11 protein-coding genes and 1 tRNA gene are annotated in these 17,596 nt (G+C 65.3%); 10 read left to right on the top strand and 2 right to left on the bottom strand.

The features are described from left to right. Positions 1–3 precede the first annotated feature (3 nt). A complete protein-coding gene (locus ACU0DV_RS11420; protein ID WP_446242694.1) occupies positions 4–1,008 on the bottom strand; it encodes a P1 family peptidase in 1,005 nt (334 codons plus the stop codon). A 161-nt stretch (positions 1,009–1,169) separates the two neighbouring features. Here ACU0DV_RS11420 and ACU0DV_RS11425 point away from each other — a divergent pair, with 161 nt between their 5' ends. The 8 genes from ACU0DV_RS11425 (at position 1,170) to ACU0DV_RS11460 (ending at position 13,528) form a co-directional block, all read left to right on the top strand. After that, complete coding sequence (locus ACU0DV_RS11425; RefSeq protein WP_370313049.1) at positions 1,170–1,511, top strand: ArsR/SmtB family transcription factor; 342 nt, start codon at positions 1,170–1,172, stop codon at positions 1,509–1,511. Continuing rightward, positions 1,504–2,538 (top strand): permease, encoded by a 1,035-nt coding sequence (locus tag ACU0DV_RS11430; RefSeq protein WP_100929115.1) that lies wholly within the window; start codon positions 1,504–1,506, stop codon positions 2,536–2,538. The genes ACU0DV_RS11425 and ACU0DV_RS11430 overlap by 8 nt, the downstream gene beginning before the upstream one ends. Before the next feature lie 259 nt (positions 2,539–2,797). Further along, positions 2,798–4,081 carry a Na+/H+ antiporter NhaA gene (locus tag ACU0DV_RS11435; protein WP_283981305.1) on the top strand — a complete coding sequence of 428 codons (1,284 nt, stop codon included), beginning with the start codon at positions 2,798–2,800 and terminating at the stop codon, positions 4,079–4,081. A gap of 187 nt (positions 4,082–4,268) precedes the next feature. Further along, on the top strand, positions 4,269–5,369 hold the full coding sequence (locus ACU0DV_RS11440) for a Hint domain-containing protein (protein ID WP_446242693.1): 1,101 nt from the start codon (positions 4,269–4,271) through the stop codon (positions 5,367–5,369). Positions 5,370–5,485: 116 nt separating this feature from the next. Next, positions 5,486–6,145 carry an ABC transporter ATP-binding protein gene (locus tag ACU0DV_RS11445; protein WP_100929112.1) on the top strand — a complete coding sequence of 220 codons (660 nt, stop codon included), beginning with the start codon at positions 5,486–5,488 and terminating at the stop codon, positions 6,143–6,145. Then, the gene (locus ACU0DV_RS11450; protein ID WP_446242692.1) at positions 6,123–8,066 is read left to right on the top strand and encodes a capsule biosynthesis protein; all 1,944 of its coding nucleotides are present in this window, start codon (positions 6,123–6,125) and stop codon (positions 8,064–8,066) included. Before ACU0DV_RS11445 ends, ACU0DV_RS11450 begins: the two co-directional genes overlap by 23 nt. Positions 8,067–8,253: 187 nt before the next feature. Further along, positions 8,254–8,343 (top strand) — tRNA-Ser (locus ACU0DV_RS11455). Between the two features lie 664 nt (positions 8,344–9,007). Next, complete coding sequence (locus ACU0DV_RS11460) at positions 9,008–13,528, top strand: Ig-like domain-containing protein (RefSeq protein ID WP_446242691.1); 4,521 nt, start codon at positions 9,008–9,010, stop codon at positions 13,526–13,528. 92 nt (positions 13,529–13,620) lie between these two features. On the opposite strand, the gene ACU0DV_RS11465 is transcribed toward ACU0DV_RS11460, so the two are convergent. Beyond that, positions 13,621–15,222 carry an alpha-amylase family glycosyl hydrolase gene (locus ACU0DV_RS11465; protein ID WP_446242690.1) on the bottom strand — a complete coding sequence of 534 codons (1,602 nt, stop codon included), beginning with the start codon at positions 15,220–15,222 and terminating at the stop codon, positions 13,621–13,623. 283 nt (positions 15,223–15,505) lie between these two features. On the opposite strand from ACU0DV_RS11465, the gene ACU0DV_RS11470 reads away from it, so the two are divergent. Together ACU0DV_RS11470 and ACU0DV_RS11475 are read left to right on the top strand one after the other, a co-directional pair. Then, complete coding sequence (locus ACU0DV_RS11470) at positions 15,506–16,534, top strand: LacI family DNA-binding transcriptional regulator (protein ID WP_446242689.1); 1,029 nt, start codon at positions 15,506–15,508, stop codon at positions 16,532–16,534. A gap of 229 nt (positions 16,535–16,763) precedes the next feature. Next, entirely contained in the window at positions 16,764–17,582 is an 819-nt protein-coding gene (locus tag ACU0DV_RS11475; RefSeq protein ID WP_100929071.1) for a sulfite exporter TauE/SafE family protein, read from the top strand. Positions 17,583–17,596: the final 14 nt, after the last annotated feature.

The following is a 17,596-nucleotide window of genomic DNA, read 5'->3' on the forward strand; positions in this document are numbered from 1 at the left end:
GCCTCAGACGAGCCCAAGCTCCCGCCGGATCGCCGGCAGGGTATCGTAGGGCTCGGGCTCTGCCTCCCAAACCGCGCGTGCGATGGCTCGGCTGAGGCACAGGCTGGCGGCGTGGCCGATCATGGCGAGCTGCGCCCCCGGTTCAATCAGCGGGCGGTCCCCCATCGCGGCGGCGAACACAAGGTCCCCGTCCATAGGCGAATGCGCCGGCAGGATGGCCCGGGCGATGCCGTCATGCGCCGCAACGGCAAGACGGTTGCACTGTGCCTTGTCGAGCGCGGCATCGGTGGCGACGATCGCGATGGTGGTGTTGCCCTGCTGGGCCATGGCGCCGACCTTGCGGCTGGGCAGCAACGCCAGCGACGGCTGGGGGTCCGGGCCGAGGCCACCAAACTCGGCGTTTACCTCGTAGGGCGCCGCATGGAAGTGCCGGCCCGAGGAAGTCGTCACGCTTCCCATCGGGTTCACCGCGACAAGCGCGCCCACCGTGGTGCCGTCCGCCAGCACCAGCGAGGCCGACCCAAGCCCGCCCTTGTGCTGCGCCGTCTGCCCGCCAGCGCCCGCCCCCTGCGTCCCGATGGCAAAGGTCGTGTCGGCGGCGGCGAGCGCGCGAGCGCCCAGGTCCGGATAGGGGTTCACGGTCCAACGCTTCTCGCCGCCGTTCAAGAGGTCGAAGATGATCGCCGCGGGCACGATGGGCACGCGGGCCGAGAAGACCTCGAACCCCCTGCCCTGTACGTGCAGCGCATCCATGACTCCCTGCGCCGCGGCGAGGCCGAAGGCGCTGCCGCCCGACAGCACCAGCGCATCCACGCCCGGCGCCGATTTGTCGGGGGCGAGAAGCGCGGTCTCTCGCGTGCCGGGCGCCCCGCCGTGTATCGCGACGGAAGCGGTGAAGGGCCGGTCGGCGGTCAGGACGGTTGTGCCCGATTTCAATGCGGGGTCCGAAGCGTTCCCGACCCGCAGACCAGCCACGTCGGTGATGAGGTTCAGGGGGCCGGGCTGCATCTGGAAACTCCGCTGTCTGTGTGCGGGGACTGTCGCCCGGGCGGCGCCTGCTGGCAAGCGGATCGGCCGTTGGATCCGGCCAGTCCGCGCATGAACCCAACATTTCGAAGATTGTTGAAATAACACTTGCGCGACGGATTCATTTCGATAACGTTAGAAGTATGGAAATGACGATTCACAGCGGGCTGACGCCCGAAACCGCCGCGTCGAAGTTCGCGGCCCTCGGTTCGGAACAGCGCCTTGCGGTACTGGATGTCCTGGTGCGTGCCGGGTCGGAGGGGCTGTCCATCGGCGTTCTTGGCGAACGGTGCGGGATCAGCGGATCGACCCTGACCCATCACCTGAAAATTCTTGCCGCGGCCGGTCTGGTGACCCAGTCGCGTCAGGGAAGAAGCATCATCTGTGCCGGGGCGGACTACGCGGAAGTCCGGGCGCTGTCGGATTACCTTTTGCGGCACTGCTGCGCCGATGCGAGCTGTGCAACGGAGCATTCCCATGGCTGACACCTCTTCGAACACGCCGTTCTGGCCGCAGGTCCGGGCGCGGATCTCCTGGGCCTGGATGGCGTCTGCGGCGATCCTTCTTGCCGTGGCGGTGCTGGACACGCCGCAGTTCTGGCCCAGCGTGACCTTCGCTGCCCGGGCGCTGCTGAACACCGCACCGTTCATCCTGTTCGCGGTCCTCGCCGTCGCCTACCTGAAGGCGACAGGGGCGGAGACGCTGCTTGCCAAGGCCTTCGAGGGCCGGGAAACCCGGATGATCGTCTTTGCCGCGCTTCTGGGCGGACTGTCCCCCTTCTGCTCGTGCGAGGTGATCCCCTTCATCGCCGCACTGCTGGCCGTCGGCGCGCCGCTGTCCGCCGTCATGGCCTTCTGGCTGGCCTCTCCGTTGATGGACCCGGCGATGTTCTCGATCACAGCGGGCGTTCTGGGCATGGAGTTCGCGACCGCCAAATTGCTGGCCGCGGTTGGCATCGGCCTGATGGGTGGCTTGGGCACGATGATGCTGAAGTCCTCTCCGGTCTTTGCCGACCCGCTGCGTGCAAAGCCCAAGGTCGGCGGCTGTTGCGGCGTGAAGAAGCCGTTCCAGGGCAAGCCGGTCTGGCGCTTCTGGCAGGAGCCGGAACGTCGCGAGGTCTTTCGTTCGGCCGCCACCGACAATGCCCTGTTCCTGCTGAAATGGCTCACGCTGGCCTACATCATCGAGGCGGTGATGATCCACTACGTCCCTGCCGACGCGGTCGCCTCGGTGCTGGGCGGCAGCGGACTGATGCCGATCCTGCTGGGGGCGCTGGTCGGGATGCCCGCCTACCTGAACGGTTACGCGGCCGTACCGCTGGTCAGCGAGCTTCTGAACATGGGCATGGCGGACGGCGCGGCGATGAGCTTCATGCTCGCCGGGGGCGTCAGCTGCATCCCCGCCGCCATCGCGGTCTGGGCGCTGGTCAAGCCGCGCGTCTTCGCCGCCTACCTTGCCTTTGCACTGGCGGGGTCCATCGTCGCCGGACTGGCCTGGGGCGCCATCGCCTGAGGCCCTGACAACCCGGCCACCAAGGCCCCCTGCAGGTCCGGAATCGCGCCGGTTTCTGCAGGGGGCCTTTTCCGTTCAGCGGTCTGGAATCGCCCGATTTCCAGCCAACCGCGGCCCCGCCGCCGCGCCATTCGCGCAGGGAAGTGTCAAAGCCACCGCAACTCATGACGCTCGGGCAATTTTGGCTGCGGCCTGCGTTGCCCCGCCGCGCGCAATCGGATAACCCCGATTACCAACGCAGGAACGGGAGAGGGGCCTCATGTATCGCGTCTGGAATTTTCTGGCGAGCTATTCGCTGCTGCTGATCATCGGCGCTGTCATAGCGCTGATCTGGGCCAACCTCGACGTGATCGCTCCGGTCGCGGGGCAGCCGCACTACTGGGCGGACACGTATCACCACTTCGTCGAATTCGTGATATGGGACCACGCGCCCATCGGCCATCCGCATGACGGCCACCGGACGCTGACCCTGCACTACCTCGTCAACGACGTGCTCATGGCCCTGTTCTTCGCCATCGCGGCAAAGGAAGTCTGGGAGGCGGTGATCCTCGAACAGGGGTCCTTGCGGGGCAAGAAGGCCGCGACGCCGCTGTTCGCCACCGCGGGCGGCATGTTCGGTCCGATTGCCGTCTACCTCGGCCTTGCCATGGTCATGGGGTCCGAGACCTACAGCGCCGTCGCCAACGGCTGGGCCATCCCGACCGCGACCGACATCGCCTTCAGCTACCTCGTCGGGCGCCTGGTCTTCGGTGCGGGCCACCCGGCGGTGCGTTTCCTGCTGCTTCTGGCCATCGCCGACGATGCCGCGGGTCTCATCATCCTCGCGATCTTCTACCCGTCGGGCGACCTTGCCCCGGCCTGGCTGCTGCTGTCGGTGGGCGCGTCGCTCGTGGCGTTCTTCGCCTTCAACTCGCTCCCGCGGAAGCTGGACATCGGCAAGCAGGACCGCCCGAATTCGACCTGGGTCCGCAAGACGCTGTCGTTCTGGCCCTACGCCATCGCGGGCTGCATTTCCTGGTACGGCTTCATGATGTCCGGCCTGCACCCGGCGCTTGGCCTGCTGCCCATCGTGCCGGCGATCCCGCACGCTGACCGCGCCTTCGGGCTGTTCGCCGCCGCCGAGGAACACCTGCACGATCTGCTGAACGCCATGGAACACGCGCTTAAATACCCGGTGGAGGTCATCCTGTTCTTCTTCGGCCTGTTGAACGCGGGTGTGGAGTTCTCCTCCATGGGGGCTGCGACCTGGCTGGTTCTCGCGGGGCTGCTGATCGGCAAGCCGGTGGGTATCTTCATCTTCGGCTGGATCGCTGCACGGCCGCTTGGCCTGGGCATCCCCGAAGGCATGAGGATCATCGACCTCGTGGTGATCGGCTGCGTTGCGGCCATCGGCTTTACCGTGTCGCTTTTCGTGGCGTCCGTCGCTTTCGATGCCGGCCCGGTGCAGGATGCGGCAAAGATGGGCGCGCTCTTCAGCTTCTTTGCCGCCGTGGTGTCGATCATCGTCGGCAAGGTAACGAAGGTGGAGAAGCAGGAACTCTGACAAGCCTGATCGTGCGAAATCTGGACGGCCGCCGGCACCCCCGGCGGCCGTTCTTCGTTTTGTACGAACGCCCCAGTTCCTCTTGAGCGCCGAACACTCAGGGCAATGCCGCCGAATTGTCCGAAACCCGCCGCAGACCTGACGCACGCGTTTACCACGATTGCCGGACAAAACTACGGAGTCCGGCATGGGAGCAAGCAATACGCCGCTCTACGACCTGATCGAGCTGTCAGGCATAGGTGCCTTCACCACCTACACCACCGCGCCGGGGGGCGGCGGTGATATCATCGGCTTTGTCGACAACGCCACCTACTCCGATCAGGAATCCAGCAACACCGCCACTGAGATCAACGAGATCAATGAAACGGCGGACGCCGACAATGGCATCCTCGTCATCGACGGCGTTTCATACAACATCCAGATCTACACACCGACGAACACATCGAACCCGGTTACGGTGACCTACGACGGCGGCAGCACGGTCGATCTCGTCGGCGATGACTTCTCGTCCCAAGTGTCATGGATCGTCGCCAGCCCCATCGGCGGCGGCTCTGACCGTTACTTCATGGCCATCGACGACGGTGTCGGTGACCTGCCGGACATCACCTCGATCCAGACAAGCGGCATCGACTTCAACCCGAGCGGGGATGACGTCAAGATCAACCTCGATCAGGACAATCTCGTCACCGCCTGCTTCACCACCGGAACACGGATCGCCACACCTTACGGCTCGCGTGCGGTAGAGACGCTGAAACCCGGCGACATCGTATGGACGCTGGACGCAGGCCCGCAGCCGCTGATCTGGGTCGGAGCGCGGGGCCACGGGCCACGCACGCTGCAACTGAACCCGCATCTGAAGCCGATCCGCATCCCACCGGGCGTGCTGGGCGCGCGAAAGGAAGTGCTGGTCTCGCCGCAGCATTGTCTGCTCTGGCCCGCGCCATCGGTGGCCGAACAGCGGCTTGTGCGCGCCCGCCACCTGGCCGAGGCGGACGGCCCGGTGAAAGCCGCGGCGGGCACGCGTCACGTCCGCTATCACCACCTCATGCTGGCGAAACATCACATCCTGCTGGTCGAGGGCGTCCTGTCGGAAAGCTTCTATCCCGGCCCCATCGGCATCGCCGGTCTGGGCCAACCCGAACGCCTGTCCCTGCTGACTCTTCTGCCGGCCCTTGCGGACCGCACCGCGCTTGTGGCCTATGGTCCCACGGCTCGCCCCGTGCTGAAGCGGAAAGAGGCCCTCGCCCTCCCGAAACTGCGCCGGACTGTTTCAAACCCGGGCGAGTGAACCGCCCTGTCCGTTGTCTTTGTTTCGGCCCGGGGTCATAATGTAGCCAAATTCCTTTTTTAATAAAATCCAAACTCCACACGGGGATAACGGGCAGAAACGGGGAGCATCCCTGAATGCTAGAATTCGACATGGTTTCGAAGTCCTTCTGGACCGGCACCCAGCGCAAGGTGATCCTTGACCGGGCGTCCTTCCGTGTCGAACTCGGGGAATCCCTGGGCATTCTCGCGCCCAACGGGACGGGCAAGACGACGATCATCCGCATGATGGCCGGTCTCGAAAAGCCCGACGAGGGAGAGATACGGCGCGGCTGCCGGATATCCTTTCCGCTGGGCTTCATGGGCGGCGTGGTTTCGAAGATCTCTGCCAAGGAAAACGCCCGTTTCATCGCGAAGATGTACGGGCTCGACCCGGACTACGTCGAAAGCTTCTGCCGGTGGCTGTGCGGACTGGACGAGTACTTCGACCAGCCCATCGGCACCTATTCATCGGGCATGCGGGCGCGGTTTACGTTCGCCCTGATGCTGGCGCTGGACTTCGACATGTACCTGATCGACGAAGGGATGCCGAACTCCACCGATGCGGAGTTCAACCAGAAGGCCGGCGATCTCCTTGCGGAACGGCTGCGCACGACGACGATCATCATCGTGTCGCACCAGCCGAAGGTCCTGGAAAAGTTTGCGAAGAAAGCGGCGGTCCTGATGGACGGTCAGCTCCACATGTTCGATTCCTTGGAAGAAGCGAAGCAATTGTATGACTACGAAACCCAAGGCTAAGAAGTTCAGGATCCGCAGGTCGCCGACGACCTCGGCAGAGGCCGCATCCGGCGCGGACCATATCGTGTCCGAGTCTTCGGTGCACCCGGTCCCCGCCGCGCAACAGCCGCCCGCCCAGCCCACGGCCAGCCTGTCGCGCCGTCCTCCGGAGGACAACGAGGCAGCGCGGCCTGCGCCCCGCCCTGCCGCCTCGCCGGCGGAGGCCGCCGCACGCCTCTCGGACCGCTCGGCATCGCAACAGCCCCGGGCGCAGGCCCCCGTGACCGGTCAGGCGCGGGCACGGGCCATGTCGCAGCCCCCCACGCAGGGTGAGACATCGGTTCGGACCACCACTGCCCATTCGCGGCCGATGTTCTCGCAGACGGGGTCCGCCCCCTCCGCCGCGCAGACGGCCCACATGCAGCCGCAATCGCAGCCCCCGCAGACACAAGCCCAGCCCTCTGACGCCCCCCGCAGCGGCGACGTCGCCTCGGCCGCGCAGGTCGCCGGCGAAACCGACATGGACGCGATCCGCCACGAGGGTCTGACCGGGCGCCAGTTGCGCATGGCGCGTCGCGTGGCACAGAAACACGGCCTTGCGCCGACCTCCGATTTCGACGCGGTGCGGCTGTTGCGCGCACGCGGCATCGATCCCTTCCAGCGCACCAACATGCTGGAACTGGTGAAGCCCGCCGAGGCCCAGAACGAGACACAGCAGTTCAAGGTCCAGCTGCCCCAGACCGTCGAGGTGGAGAAGCACAAGCTCCCGTCGACGGAAACGATCAGCCCCGCCGAACGGCGCGCGGTCGAGATCAAGCGCATCCAGAAGGACCTGGCCCAGCGTCGGCGCAAGAAGACGCTGTTGCTGATGGTCCGGCTGGCCGTCTTCGTACTGCTGCCGACGGTGGTGATGGGCTACTACTATTACAACGTCGCGACCCCGATGTACGCCACCAAGTCGGAGTTCCTGATCCTCAAGAACGACGGCGCGGGCTCTGCCGTGCCCAGTCTGCTGAGCGGCTCCGCTTTCGACACGTCGCAAGACGCGATTGCCACGCAAAGCTTCCTGCAGTCGAAGGAGGTGATGATGCGCCTAGACCGCGACGAGGGCTTCAAGGACCACTTCTCGCAGCCCTCCATCGACCCCATCCAGCGGCTCGATCCCGAGGCCTCCAACGAAGACGCCTACAAGCTCTACAAGAAGAGCGTGCAGATCAGCTTCGACCCGACGGAGGGCGTCATCAAGATGGAGGTGACGGCCGCCGACCCCGAACTCGCGGCAGAGTTCAGCCGGGCCCTCATCGGCTACGCCGAGGAACGCATCGACAATCTGACCGCCCGCAAGCGAAACGACTCCGTGGACTCGGCGCTCGTGAACCTCGAAAAGGCGGAGACCGACCGGCGCGACGCGCAGGAAAAGCTGGTGCGCATGCAGCAGGAGGGCAATATCGTCGACCCCGAGGGCCGGATCGGCGCCCTGCGCGCCCAGATCAACACGCGGGAACTGGAGCTGCAGGAGAAGAGGCTGCAATTGCAGGCGCTGCTCGACAACTCCCGCCCGAACCAGGCCAAGGTGGATGGCACACGGGGCGACATCCGGCGGCTCGAAGCGCTACTAGCGACCCTGAACGCCGAGATGACGACCGCCACCACGGGCGAGCAGTCGCTGGCAGAGCTGGCCGTCCAGATCAAGCTGGCCGAAGCCGACCTCGCCACCCGCGACCTGATGCTTCAGTCCGCGCTGGAACGCCTGGAAACTGCGCGGCGCGAGGCTGACAGCCAGGCGCGCTACATGACCACATCGGTGACGCCGGTCGCGTCCGAGGATCCCAGCTATCCGCGCAAGTTCGAGAACACGATCCTCGCCTTCCTGATCTTCGCGGGCGCCTACCTTATGGTCTCTCTGACCGCCTCCATCCTGCGCGAACAGGTCTCGAGCTGAACCTGCCCGGTGCGCCAGGCGAGCACCGGCACTTCACAGCCCCAGGTCATTTCGGGCAGGTTTTGCCCCCATAGGCCGCGCCCGCGCCCGTCCGGCCGCGACGGCAGCCAAAAATCTGCAGAAACCGATGGATAAATGTTGAAAAACGCCTTGCAGCCGCCTGTCGCCCTTTGATAGACGCGACGGCGGAGAGGTGGCCGAGTGGTCGAAGGCGCACGCCTGGAAAGTGTGTAGGCGGGAGACCGTCTCGAGGGTTCGAATCCCTTCCTCTCCGCCACCATCAAGCGAATGACGCGCGCGGGTCAGGCACTGGGTCTCCATGGCGCGATGATGCCCGTCCCGCGAAGAGCGGCCCTTATGGCATTGACCGCGGCCTGGCTCGAAACTCCCGAGGCTTCGTCGGCGACCGCAGCTTGCTGAGCCTCCTATTGAGCATTGTGACGCCCACGACCTAGTGTGTCCGTCCTCATCGTGCCCGATCCAGGCGCGCTTGGTGCACCGGTGGTTTGACCTCCCGTATCCAACAGGCATCGGTGCGCGCGATGCGGTCAGTGAGGATGGAGGCCCGCGCTGCCGGTCGCTCATCGATGGTGAGTGTGCCGAGAGCGCTCGCTTCGCTTTCGGCACACTAAGGTGACAAAGGACCTACCCAAACGCAGGTGATGATCCGTTTTTGTCGGCACAGCCTTGCTCTGCACCCATGCGTGCCGGAAAGCCTTGCTTCCCCCCGGAGCTGGATTGCCAAACGGCCAGCGATCCAGGAACTCCCAACCTTCATTTTCCGACCTGTTTTTTGCGCAGAAAAGGTTAAAGACTGTTCGAGCGGACCTTGGGTTCGGATTGTTTTTGTATTGGGGCCGCTGGCGGCTGATCGTGACGGGTGACGGGTGACGGGTGACGGGACGTGTATTTGCCCCGGTTCGGGTAGCGAGGATTGAGTGATGACGAATTATTACGCGGATCGAGGCGAGTTCCTCGTCAACAGTGAAACGAGGCTTACCCAGGACGAACCGGCGATCGCGGGTCTAAGCAACGGCGGCTTCGTGGCGACCTGGCGCACCAGCGACACCTCGCAGGACGGCAGCGGGTCGGCGATCAAAGCACAGGTCTTCGACGCGGCGGGCGCGGCCGTGGGGCCGGAATTCCTCGTGAACAGCGAGACGGTGCAGAACCAGACCGTTCCTGCGGTCACGGGCCTGAATGACGGCCGGTTCGTCGTCACGTGGCAGACCGACGACACCGCTCAGGATGGCAGCAGCAACGCGATCAAGGCGCAGGTCTTCGACGCGGCCGGCACGCCGGTGGGCGGGGAATTCCTGGTCAACAGCGAGACGTACGACAGACAGGCCGCGCCCGAGATCAGCGCGCTGGCCACCGGCGGCTTCGCCGTGACGTGGTATACCCACGACGGCACGCAGGACGGCAGCACCAGCGCGATCAAGGCCCGCACCTTCGACGCGGCGGCCCAGCCAGTGGGGGCGGAGTTTCTCGTCAACACCGCCGCTCAGGGGTCTCAGATCGAACCCAGGGTCGCCGGGCTGACCAACGGTGGGCTGGTGGTGACATGGCGCACCAATTACAGGCCGGACGACGGCAGCACGTCCGCGATCAAGGCCCAGATCATCAGTGCCGCGGGTTTCCCGGTGGGCGGCGAGTTCCTGGTCAACACCGAAACGGCCGGCGGTCAGTACCGTCCTGCGGTCACAGGCCTGACCGGTGGCAGATTCGTGGTGACATGGGACACCAAGAACGTCTGGCAGGACGGCGACGGGTTCGCGATCAAGGCCCAGATCTACGAGGCCTCGGGGGCACCGGTCGGCGGCGAATTCCTGGTCAACACCGAAAGCGTGGAGCACCAGTACGAACCGGAGATCACCGCCCTGGGCGACGGCGGTTTCGTGATCACGTGGTACACCGAGGACTACAAACAGGACGGCAGCGGTTCGGCGATCAAGGCGCAGGTCTTCGACGCCGACGGCGCGCCTGTGGGCGAAGAGTTCCTCGTCAACAGCGAAGGTTCAGGCGGCCAGTACGACCCTGAAATCTCTGCCTTGTCCGGCGGCGGTTTCGTGGTGACGTGGCGCACCACAAGCAGTCCTGAGGACGGCAGCGGCTCTGCCATCAAGGCGAAGGTCTACGAGGCGCGCAACGATATCCCCGAGCTGACGCTGTCGACCACGGGTGTGAGCGAGACGCACATCTCGAACACGTCTTTCGCCGATGTTCAGTTCCCGCTCGGCGCAGGGTTCCAGATCGAGATCGCCGATGACGCCAACGGCGCCTTCGGTCTGAAGGGGAACACGCTTGTCGTCCTGGACAACACCCTGCTCGATCACGAGACGACACCGGAGGTATCGCTCACCCTGAGGATCACCGACCCGCAGGGCAACTCCGGGGAGCAGGTGTTCCGGATCGCCGTCGAAGACGAGGTCACCGAGACTCGGTACACCGCGAGTGACGAGTTCCTGGTCAACAGCGAGACGGAGGGTTGGCAGTTCTCCCCGACAATCACGGGCCTGACGAAGGGCGGGTTCGTCGTGTCTTGGCACACGAGCGACACCACGCAGGACGGCAGCAGCTACGCCATCAAGGCCCAGGTCTTCGGCGCCGCGGGCGATCCGGTCGGCGCGGAATTTCTGGTCAACAGTGAGGCAAATAGCGGCCAGGTCTTTCCCGAGATCACAGCCCTTGCCAACGGCGGATTCGTGATAACTTGGCGCACTCAAGACAGCGCGCAAGACCGCAGTTATGACGCGATCAAGGCGCAGGTCTTCAACGCCACAGGCGCACCCGTGGGCGGCGAGTTCCTCGTCAACACCGAGACCGCTCAGGAACAGCTCAACCCCAGGATCACGAGCCTGACCGACGGCGGGTTCGTCGTCACGTGGTACACGAAGGATTACTCACAGGACGGCTACGGCGCTGCGGTCAAGGCGCAGGTATTTGACGCCTCGGGCACGCCTGTGGGGGTGGAATTCCTCGTGAACAGCGTGACCTCGAGGGATCAGGTCGACCCTGCGGTGGCGGGACTGACCAACGGCGGTTTCGTGGTGACGTGGCGGACCGACGAGATCAAGGAGAACCGCAGCGACTTCGAGATAAAGGCCCAGATCTTCGACGCCGCGGGCACGCCCGTGGGCGGCGAGTTTCTGGTGAATAGCGAGTCGGCGGGTGACCAGTACAACCCCGGCATCACTGGCCTCGCAAACGGCAGGTTCATTGTGACTTGGCGCGGCTATGATCCTTCCGTGCCAAGCAGCTACTCCACCGAAGTCAAGGCGCGGATCTTCGACGCGTCAGGCGCGCCGGTGAGGGACGAGTTCCGCCTCAACAGCCAAGCGGCGGGCGGACAGGACTACCCTTCGATCACCGGCCTGCCCGACGGCGGCTTCGTGGCGACCTGGCAGACCGCCGACTACAGGCAGGACGGCAGCGGCAGTGCGATCAAGGCGCAGGTCTTCGATGCCGAGGGCGCCCCTGTCGGGGACGAATTCCTCGTCAACGACGAAGGGCAGTTTGACCAGCAATTTCCCGAGGTCACGAACCTGCCCGGCGGCGGGTTCGTGGTGTCCTGGCACAGCCGCGACATCATGCAGGACGGCAGTGGCGCAGCGATCAAGGCACGGATGTACCTGCCATCCGGCACGGGACCGAACACGGAGCCGTCGGCAGGGGATGCTTCAGGGCGTGGACACGAGGACACGGTCATCACCGGCGACCTCGCGGCGCTTGTCTCCGACGCCGACGGGGACGTACTGACCTTCACGATCGGCACGGATGCCACGAGCGGCACCCTGATCCTCGACCCTTCGGGGAGCTACAGTTACGTCCCGGACGCCGACTTCAACGGGACCGACAGCTTCTCCTACGTGGTCCACGACGGTAATGGCGGTACCGCCACCGCGACCGTCTCGCTGACCGTCGATCCGGTCAACGACGCACCCCGGATCGACACGGCGACCTCGATCCTCGCCGGTGAGTTCGAGGGCCCGCCCGCCCCGCTCGACCCCGCCGCAGACTACGACGGCGACGGCGTTGCGAACGGCGCCGACAACGCGCCCTTCGTCGCGAACCCCGGGCAGGAGGACGGCGACGGGGACGGTGTCGGAGACAGCGCCGACCTGGATCCCTTCGATCCGTCCCTGGGCCGCGACCCGTCGCTTGTGAACGGTGTCTTGCTGTTCTCCGACCCCGAGGCGGTGGATACCCAGACGGCATCCTTCAGCCTGCTGGGCACGACCGGCAACCCGGGCAGCCTTGACGCGGCAGCGCTGGAGGCGATGTTCAGCCTGTCGGTTGTCACCTCCGGCAGCTCTCCGGACGGCAGCGCGATCTGGACCTTCGACGCCGATCCCGCCCAGTTCCAGCACCTGGGCAGCGGGGACGCGCTGGTGATCGAATACCGGGTGGAGATCCGGGACAACCATGGCGCGGCGCAGGCCACCGCCGTCCGGGTGATCGTCATCGGCACCGCCGATGGCACGGTTCCGAGGATCATCGGGACCGGGGGCGCCGACAGCCTCGTGGGCACCGTCGGCAGCGACGTCATCGAGGGCTTCGACGGCGACGACACGATGCTCGGCGGAGCGGGCGACGACATCATGGCCGGCGGAGGCGGCACGAACCTGATGCGCGGCCAGACCGGCCGCGACCTCATCGACGGTGGCGAGCAGACCGACATCATCCATGGCGGCAGGCAGGACGATGCGCTCTACGGCCACGGCGGAGACGATTTCGTCTACGGCGAGGCGGGCAACGACCTCATATGGGGCGGCGCGGGCCATGACGTCCTGCACGGAATCTTCGGCAACGACGAGATCTACGGCGAGGACGGCAACGACAGTATCTACGGCGGCGGCGGGACCGATTTCCTCTATGGGGGTTCAGGCAACGACACAATCGATGGCGGCGCTGGCGACAACGTGATGCGCGGCCACAGGGGCAACGACCTGATCATCGGCGGCGACAAAACCGACATCGTCTTTGGCGACAAGCACAGCGACGAGGTGCATGGCAACGGCGGCGACGATTTCATATTCGGCCAGGCGGGCAAGGACACCCTGTGGGGCGGTGATGGAAACGATGTGCTGAACGGCATAATCGGCGACGATGAACTCTACGGCGAGGCCGGCAACGACGTTCTTTACGGGGGTGGCGGCAGCGACAGCCTGTACGGCGGAGACGGCGACGACACTCTCGACGGCCAGTGGCGGAACGACGTGCTGACCGGCGGGGCGGGAGCGGACTGCTTCAAGTTCACCACCGCGGGTGACATGGATACCATCACCGACTTCCAGGATGGCATCGACGTGCTCGACTTCTCCGCCGACGGGCTGGGTTTCGCCGACTTCACCGTGGCGGAGTACGGCGGTGGTGCAGGCACTGTGCTGACCGGCGGCGGCTACACCGTATTGCTGGCAGGCGTCGACACCATCGATATCGGTACGGGCGACTTCGCGTGAGGTTCGGCGGGATGAGCAAGAGCACGCTGTACCAGTGACTGGATCGGTGCGGCGGCATGCGACCGCCGCCAGCTTATTGCTGTCCTGCCGGATCAGGCGGCCTTGATGATTGCCGCCTCATCGGGCGCAAGCTGCAAGGTATCTACCGCACCGCCCTCGGACCCATGGCGGGAGGATAGGACGACCTCGCCCTTGACCGGGCAGAGCCTGGTTTCCGCGGTAAAGTTCAGGCAGACGTGAAAGACCGCACCATCAAGGCGGCGGGTGAAGACGAAGACCCCGTCTTGCGCCACTATTGTCTCGCAAGTGCCAAGCGTCAGCGCGGGCGTCTCACGGCGCAACGCGATCAATGCGCGGACATAGTTGAGCAGGGAAGTGGCATCGGCCCGCTGAGCCGCCACGTCTCCGCCCGCCGGAACGAAGACTGGAAGCCAAGGATCGCCGTCGCTGAAGCCATGGGTCGGGCCCCGCTCCCACGGCATGGGCGTGCGGGCCGGATCGCGACCCAGCCCGCGGCCCGGCACCTGCTTTTCCCACGGGTCACGAACGGCGTGGGGCGGAATCTCGGCGCTTTCCATACCCAGTTCGTCACCCTGGTACATCGTCGGAGTGCCCCTGAGCGTCAGCAGGAGCGTGGCGGCCACCGCAGCCTGTGCAGGACCGGCGCGGCTGGCGATGCGCCGGCAGTCGTGGTTGCCGAGCACCCAGTTGCCCCAGCCCCCGTCCGGCAGGGCGGCTTCGTACGTTTCGACCCGGCGCACGATTTCCGCCATCTTCCATGGCGCGTTCAGAAGCGTGAAGTTGAACGGCAGCTGGAAGGCGTCGAATGCCTCGCCGTAGTAGGTCATGACGGCCTTCAGTTCGCCGTCCGTCTCGCCGATCAGCACCCGGTCCGGATACGAGTCGGTGACCCGGCGCATCATCCGGACGAAGTCGAGCCCCTCCGGCTGATGCTTGGAGTGCACCTTTAGGTAGCGGTAGGAGGGGTCCATGTGCTCCTGCCATTTCGGATCGGGCGGGTGATCGCCCTTGTCGGGATCGGGCGCGATATGGGTGATGGCGTCCACCCGGAACCCGTCCACCCCGCGGTCGTACCAGAAGCGCAGCGTGTCGAGCATTTCGGCCTGCACTTCGGGATTGCGCCAGTTGAGCGCCGGCTGCTCGGACAGGAAAATGTTGAGGTAGTACTGGCCGCTGCCCTCGTCCCAGGTCCATGCGGGACGGCCGAATTCGCTGATCCAGTTGGTCGGCGGGCTGCCGTCGGGCTTGGCGTCGCGCCAGACATACCAGTCCCGTTTGGGGCTGCTTCGCGAAGACCGGGCGTCGACGAACCACGGATGCTGCTCGGACGTGTGGCTGGGCACGAAGTCGAGGATCAGCTTCATCCCGCGCCGGTGGGTGGCCGCGACGAGCCGGTCGAAATCCGCGAGCGTGCCGAACATCGGATCGATGTCGCGGTAGTCCGAGACGTCATAGCCGAAATCGGCCATCGGCGACGGGAAGATCGGAGAGATCCAGATGGCATCGACACCAAGGTCCGCGAGATAGTCGAGGCGGCTTTCGATCCCGGCAAGATCGCCCACACCGTCGCCGTCGCTGTCCTGAAAGGAGCGCGGATAGATCTGGTAGATGATACCGGTCTTCCACCATTCGGGGGTGGTCTGCGCGGTGGTCCGGACGGTTTCCTGTTGCATCGCGTCGCTGTCCTTCAGGTGACTATCGCCTCTCACAAGGCGGATCTGGTGGTGGTGGCATGTTGAGACGCTCAGTCCGAAACCGATGGCGAATCCAACCACACCGCAATCCTTAACGTTCAGATCACATATCTTAACGTTAAGGACAACAAATATTCCCGAAATTGGCGGATCGCGCATTGACCGCGCTCACGATTGCCGCTTGGTGAGGGTACCGGGACAGCGGCCCCTCTTTGCACCGACCTCGTAAATCTCGGACGGCATTCCGAAGGACATCCCAGACGTGGCAACCCTGAAGGACATCGCGAAGATAACCGGATTGACGGCGACGACGGTCAGCCGGGCCTTGCGCGGTTTCGACGATGTGTCTCCGGCGACCCGCACCCGGGTCAGGGAGGTTGCCCGCGAACTGAACTACCGTCCGAACCACAGCGCCCGAAAACTGGTCTCCGGACGGTCGGGGATTGTCGGTCTTGTCCTCGACACTGCGCCCGCCGACTTCGAGTCTCCCCACTTCTTCGAGATCGCCCATTCGATCACGCAGGCGATGGCAGCCCGGGGCCTCGATCTCATCCTGCACATCTCGACCGACGCGGACCCGCTGCAGACCTACGACCGCCTGATCGGCCAGGGCGTATTCGACGGTTTCGTGTTGCTTTTTCCACGCGCAGACGATGCGAGGATGGCGTTCCTGAGCAGCCGGGATGTGCCCTTCGTGGTGCATGGCAAACATGTCCCCGACCCGGATTATCCGTTCTTCGACCTCGACACGGCTGATATCGTCCGCAGGGCCGTCGCCCACCTGGCCGCGTTCGGCCACCGGAGGATCGCACTTCTGAACGGCGAGGCAGGCTGGCAGGTTTCAAGGGAACGGGCCGAAGTCTTTGCGGATGCATTGATGAGGGCCGGGCTGCACCCCGTCCCCGAGCTGATCCGCTACGGCGACACGTCGCGCGCCTACGGTCGGGACGCCACGCGCGCGCTGATCGCCCTTCCCGATCGCCCGACCGGGATCGTCTGCTGCAATTCGCTGGTGGCGGGCGGCGTGCTCGACGCCGCGGCCGAGGCGGGCCTCAGCATTCCCGGCGACCTCTCTGTCGTCGCGCATGACGATGTCCTGCCGGGCATTGAGACCGGCGACCTGAACCCGCCTCTGACCGTCACCCGCCGTGCGCTCCGAGACGCCGGAACCCCGCTTGCCGACCTGATGCAGAGGCGCCTGAACGGCGAACCGGGGCGGGAACTGCAAATCCTCGAAACGGCAGAGTGGATCGGCCGCGCCTCCGTTGCCCCCGCGCCCGCAGGGGGCTGAGGGTACTCAAGAGCAACGTAGGGATGGTCCCGACGCGGCACGCAAGGAGCGCCGGCACCGTCAGACTTCCGTGATTCCCTGACAACCACCGCTTGAAGGTCGGTGCATCGCAAAGCGGCACCGGCAGCGATTATTTCCGTAAAGCCTTCGGCACGAGCCCATCAAAAATTGAACATCGTTCAATTGAATGCTACCGCCAGCGCATTCCCTGAACGACGTAGCGCGCCCCGTGTTCGATCCCTCCCTGCTTCCCATCCTTCTGCTTCTGTTGGCCACCGGCGCCTTCGCCGGGCTGTTGTCGGGCCTGCTGGGCATCGGTGGAGGCATCTTCCTCGTTCCCGTCCTTCTGTTCATCTTTCGCGGGCTGGGCGCGTCGGACGGGATCGTCATGCAGCTCTGCGTCGGCACGTCCACGGCCACAATCGTGGCCACGTCGATCCGGTCGGTCTGGGCGCACCACGGGCGCGGCGCCGTGGAGGTCGGGATCCTGCGGGCCTGGGCGCCGTGGCTGGCGGTAGGCGCGATCCTTGGCGTGCTGACGGCGACCACGCTGAAATCGGACACGCTGATGCTGATCTTCGGCGGTCTTGCGACGGTCATGGGGATCTACATGCTGGCCGGCAACCCCAACTGGCGGCTGGGTGACAGCCACCCCGGGCTTCGGGTCTATGCCCCTTATTCCGGCGTGATGGGCTTTGTCTGCGCCATGATCGGCATTGGCGGCGGGACCTTCGGGGTGCCCGCCCTGACCGCCTACGGCACACCGATCAACCGGGCCATTGCCACCTCGGCGGGCTTCGGGCTGCTGATCTCGCTCCCCGCCAGCGTGACCTACCTGCTGGCATCGCCGGATGACGTCACCCTGCCGCCGTTCACGCTGGGCCTCGTCAGCCTTCCCGCCTTTCTCGCCATCACGGCGATGACCTTCGTGACCGTGCCCATCGGCGCCCGGCTGACCCACGTTCTTCCCACGGGCCGGCTGCGAAAGGTCTTTGCCCTGTTCATCATCCTTGCGGCCCTGAATATGCTCCGCAAGGCCCTCTTCTGAAGGAAACGCATCCC

It is taken from the genome of Sagittula sp. (assembly GCF_052825245.1).

What these genes read in the sequence shown, in the direction of transcription:
- ACU0DV_RS11440 (WP_446242693.1), top strand. Translation starts at nt 4,269, where the DNA reads ATGGGAGCAAGCAATACGCCGCTCTACGACCTGATCGAGCTGTCAGGC.
- ACU0DV_RS11435 (WP_283981305.1), top strand. Translation starts at nt 2,798, where the DNA reads ATGTATCGCGTCTGGAATTTTCTGGCGAGCTATTCGCTGCTGCTGATC.
- ACU0DV_RS11425 (WP_370313049.1), top strand. Translation starts at nt 1,170, where the DNA reads ATGGAAATGACGATTCACAGCGGGCTGACGCCCGAAACCGCCGCGTCG.
- ACU0DV_RS11420 (WP_446242694.1), bottom strand. Translation starts at nt 1,008, where the DNA reads ATGCAGCCCGGCCCCCTGAACCTCATCACCGACGTGGCTGGTCTGCGG.
- ACU0DV_RS11445 (WP_100929112.1), top strand. Translation starts at nt 5,486, where the DNA reads ATGCTAGAATTCGACATGGTTTCGAAGTCCTTCTGGACCGGCACCCAG.
- ACU0DV_RS11465 (WP_446242690.1), bottom strand. Translation starts at nt 15,222, where the DNA reads ATGCAACAGGAAACCGTCCGGACCACCGCGCAGACCACCCCCGAATGG.
- ACU0DV_RS11460 (WP_446242691.1), top strand. Translation starts at nt 9,008, where the DNA reads ATGACGAATTATTACGCGGATCGAGGCGAGTTCCTCGTCAACAGTGAA.
- ACU0DV_RS11430 (WP_100929115.1), top strand. Translation starts at nt 1,504, where the DNA reads ATGGCTGACACCTCTTCGAACACGCCGTTCTGGCCGCAGGTCCGGGCG.
- ACU0DV_RS11450 (WP_446242692.1), top strand. Translation starts at nt 6,123, where the DNA reads ATGACTACGAAACCCAAGGCTAAGAAGTTCAGGATCCGCAGGTCGCCG.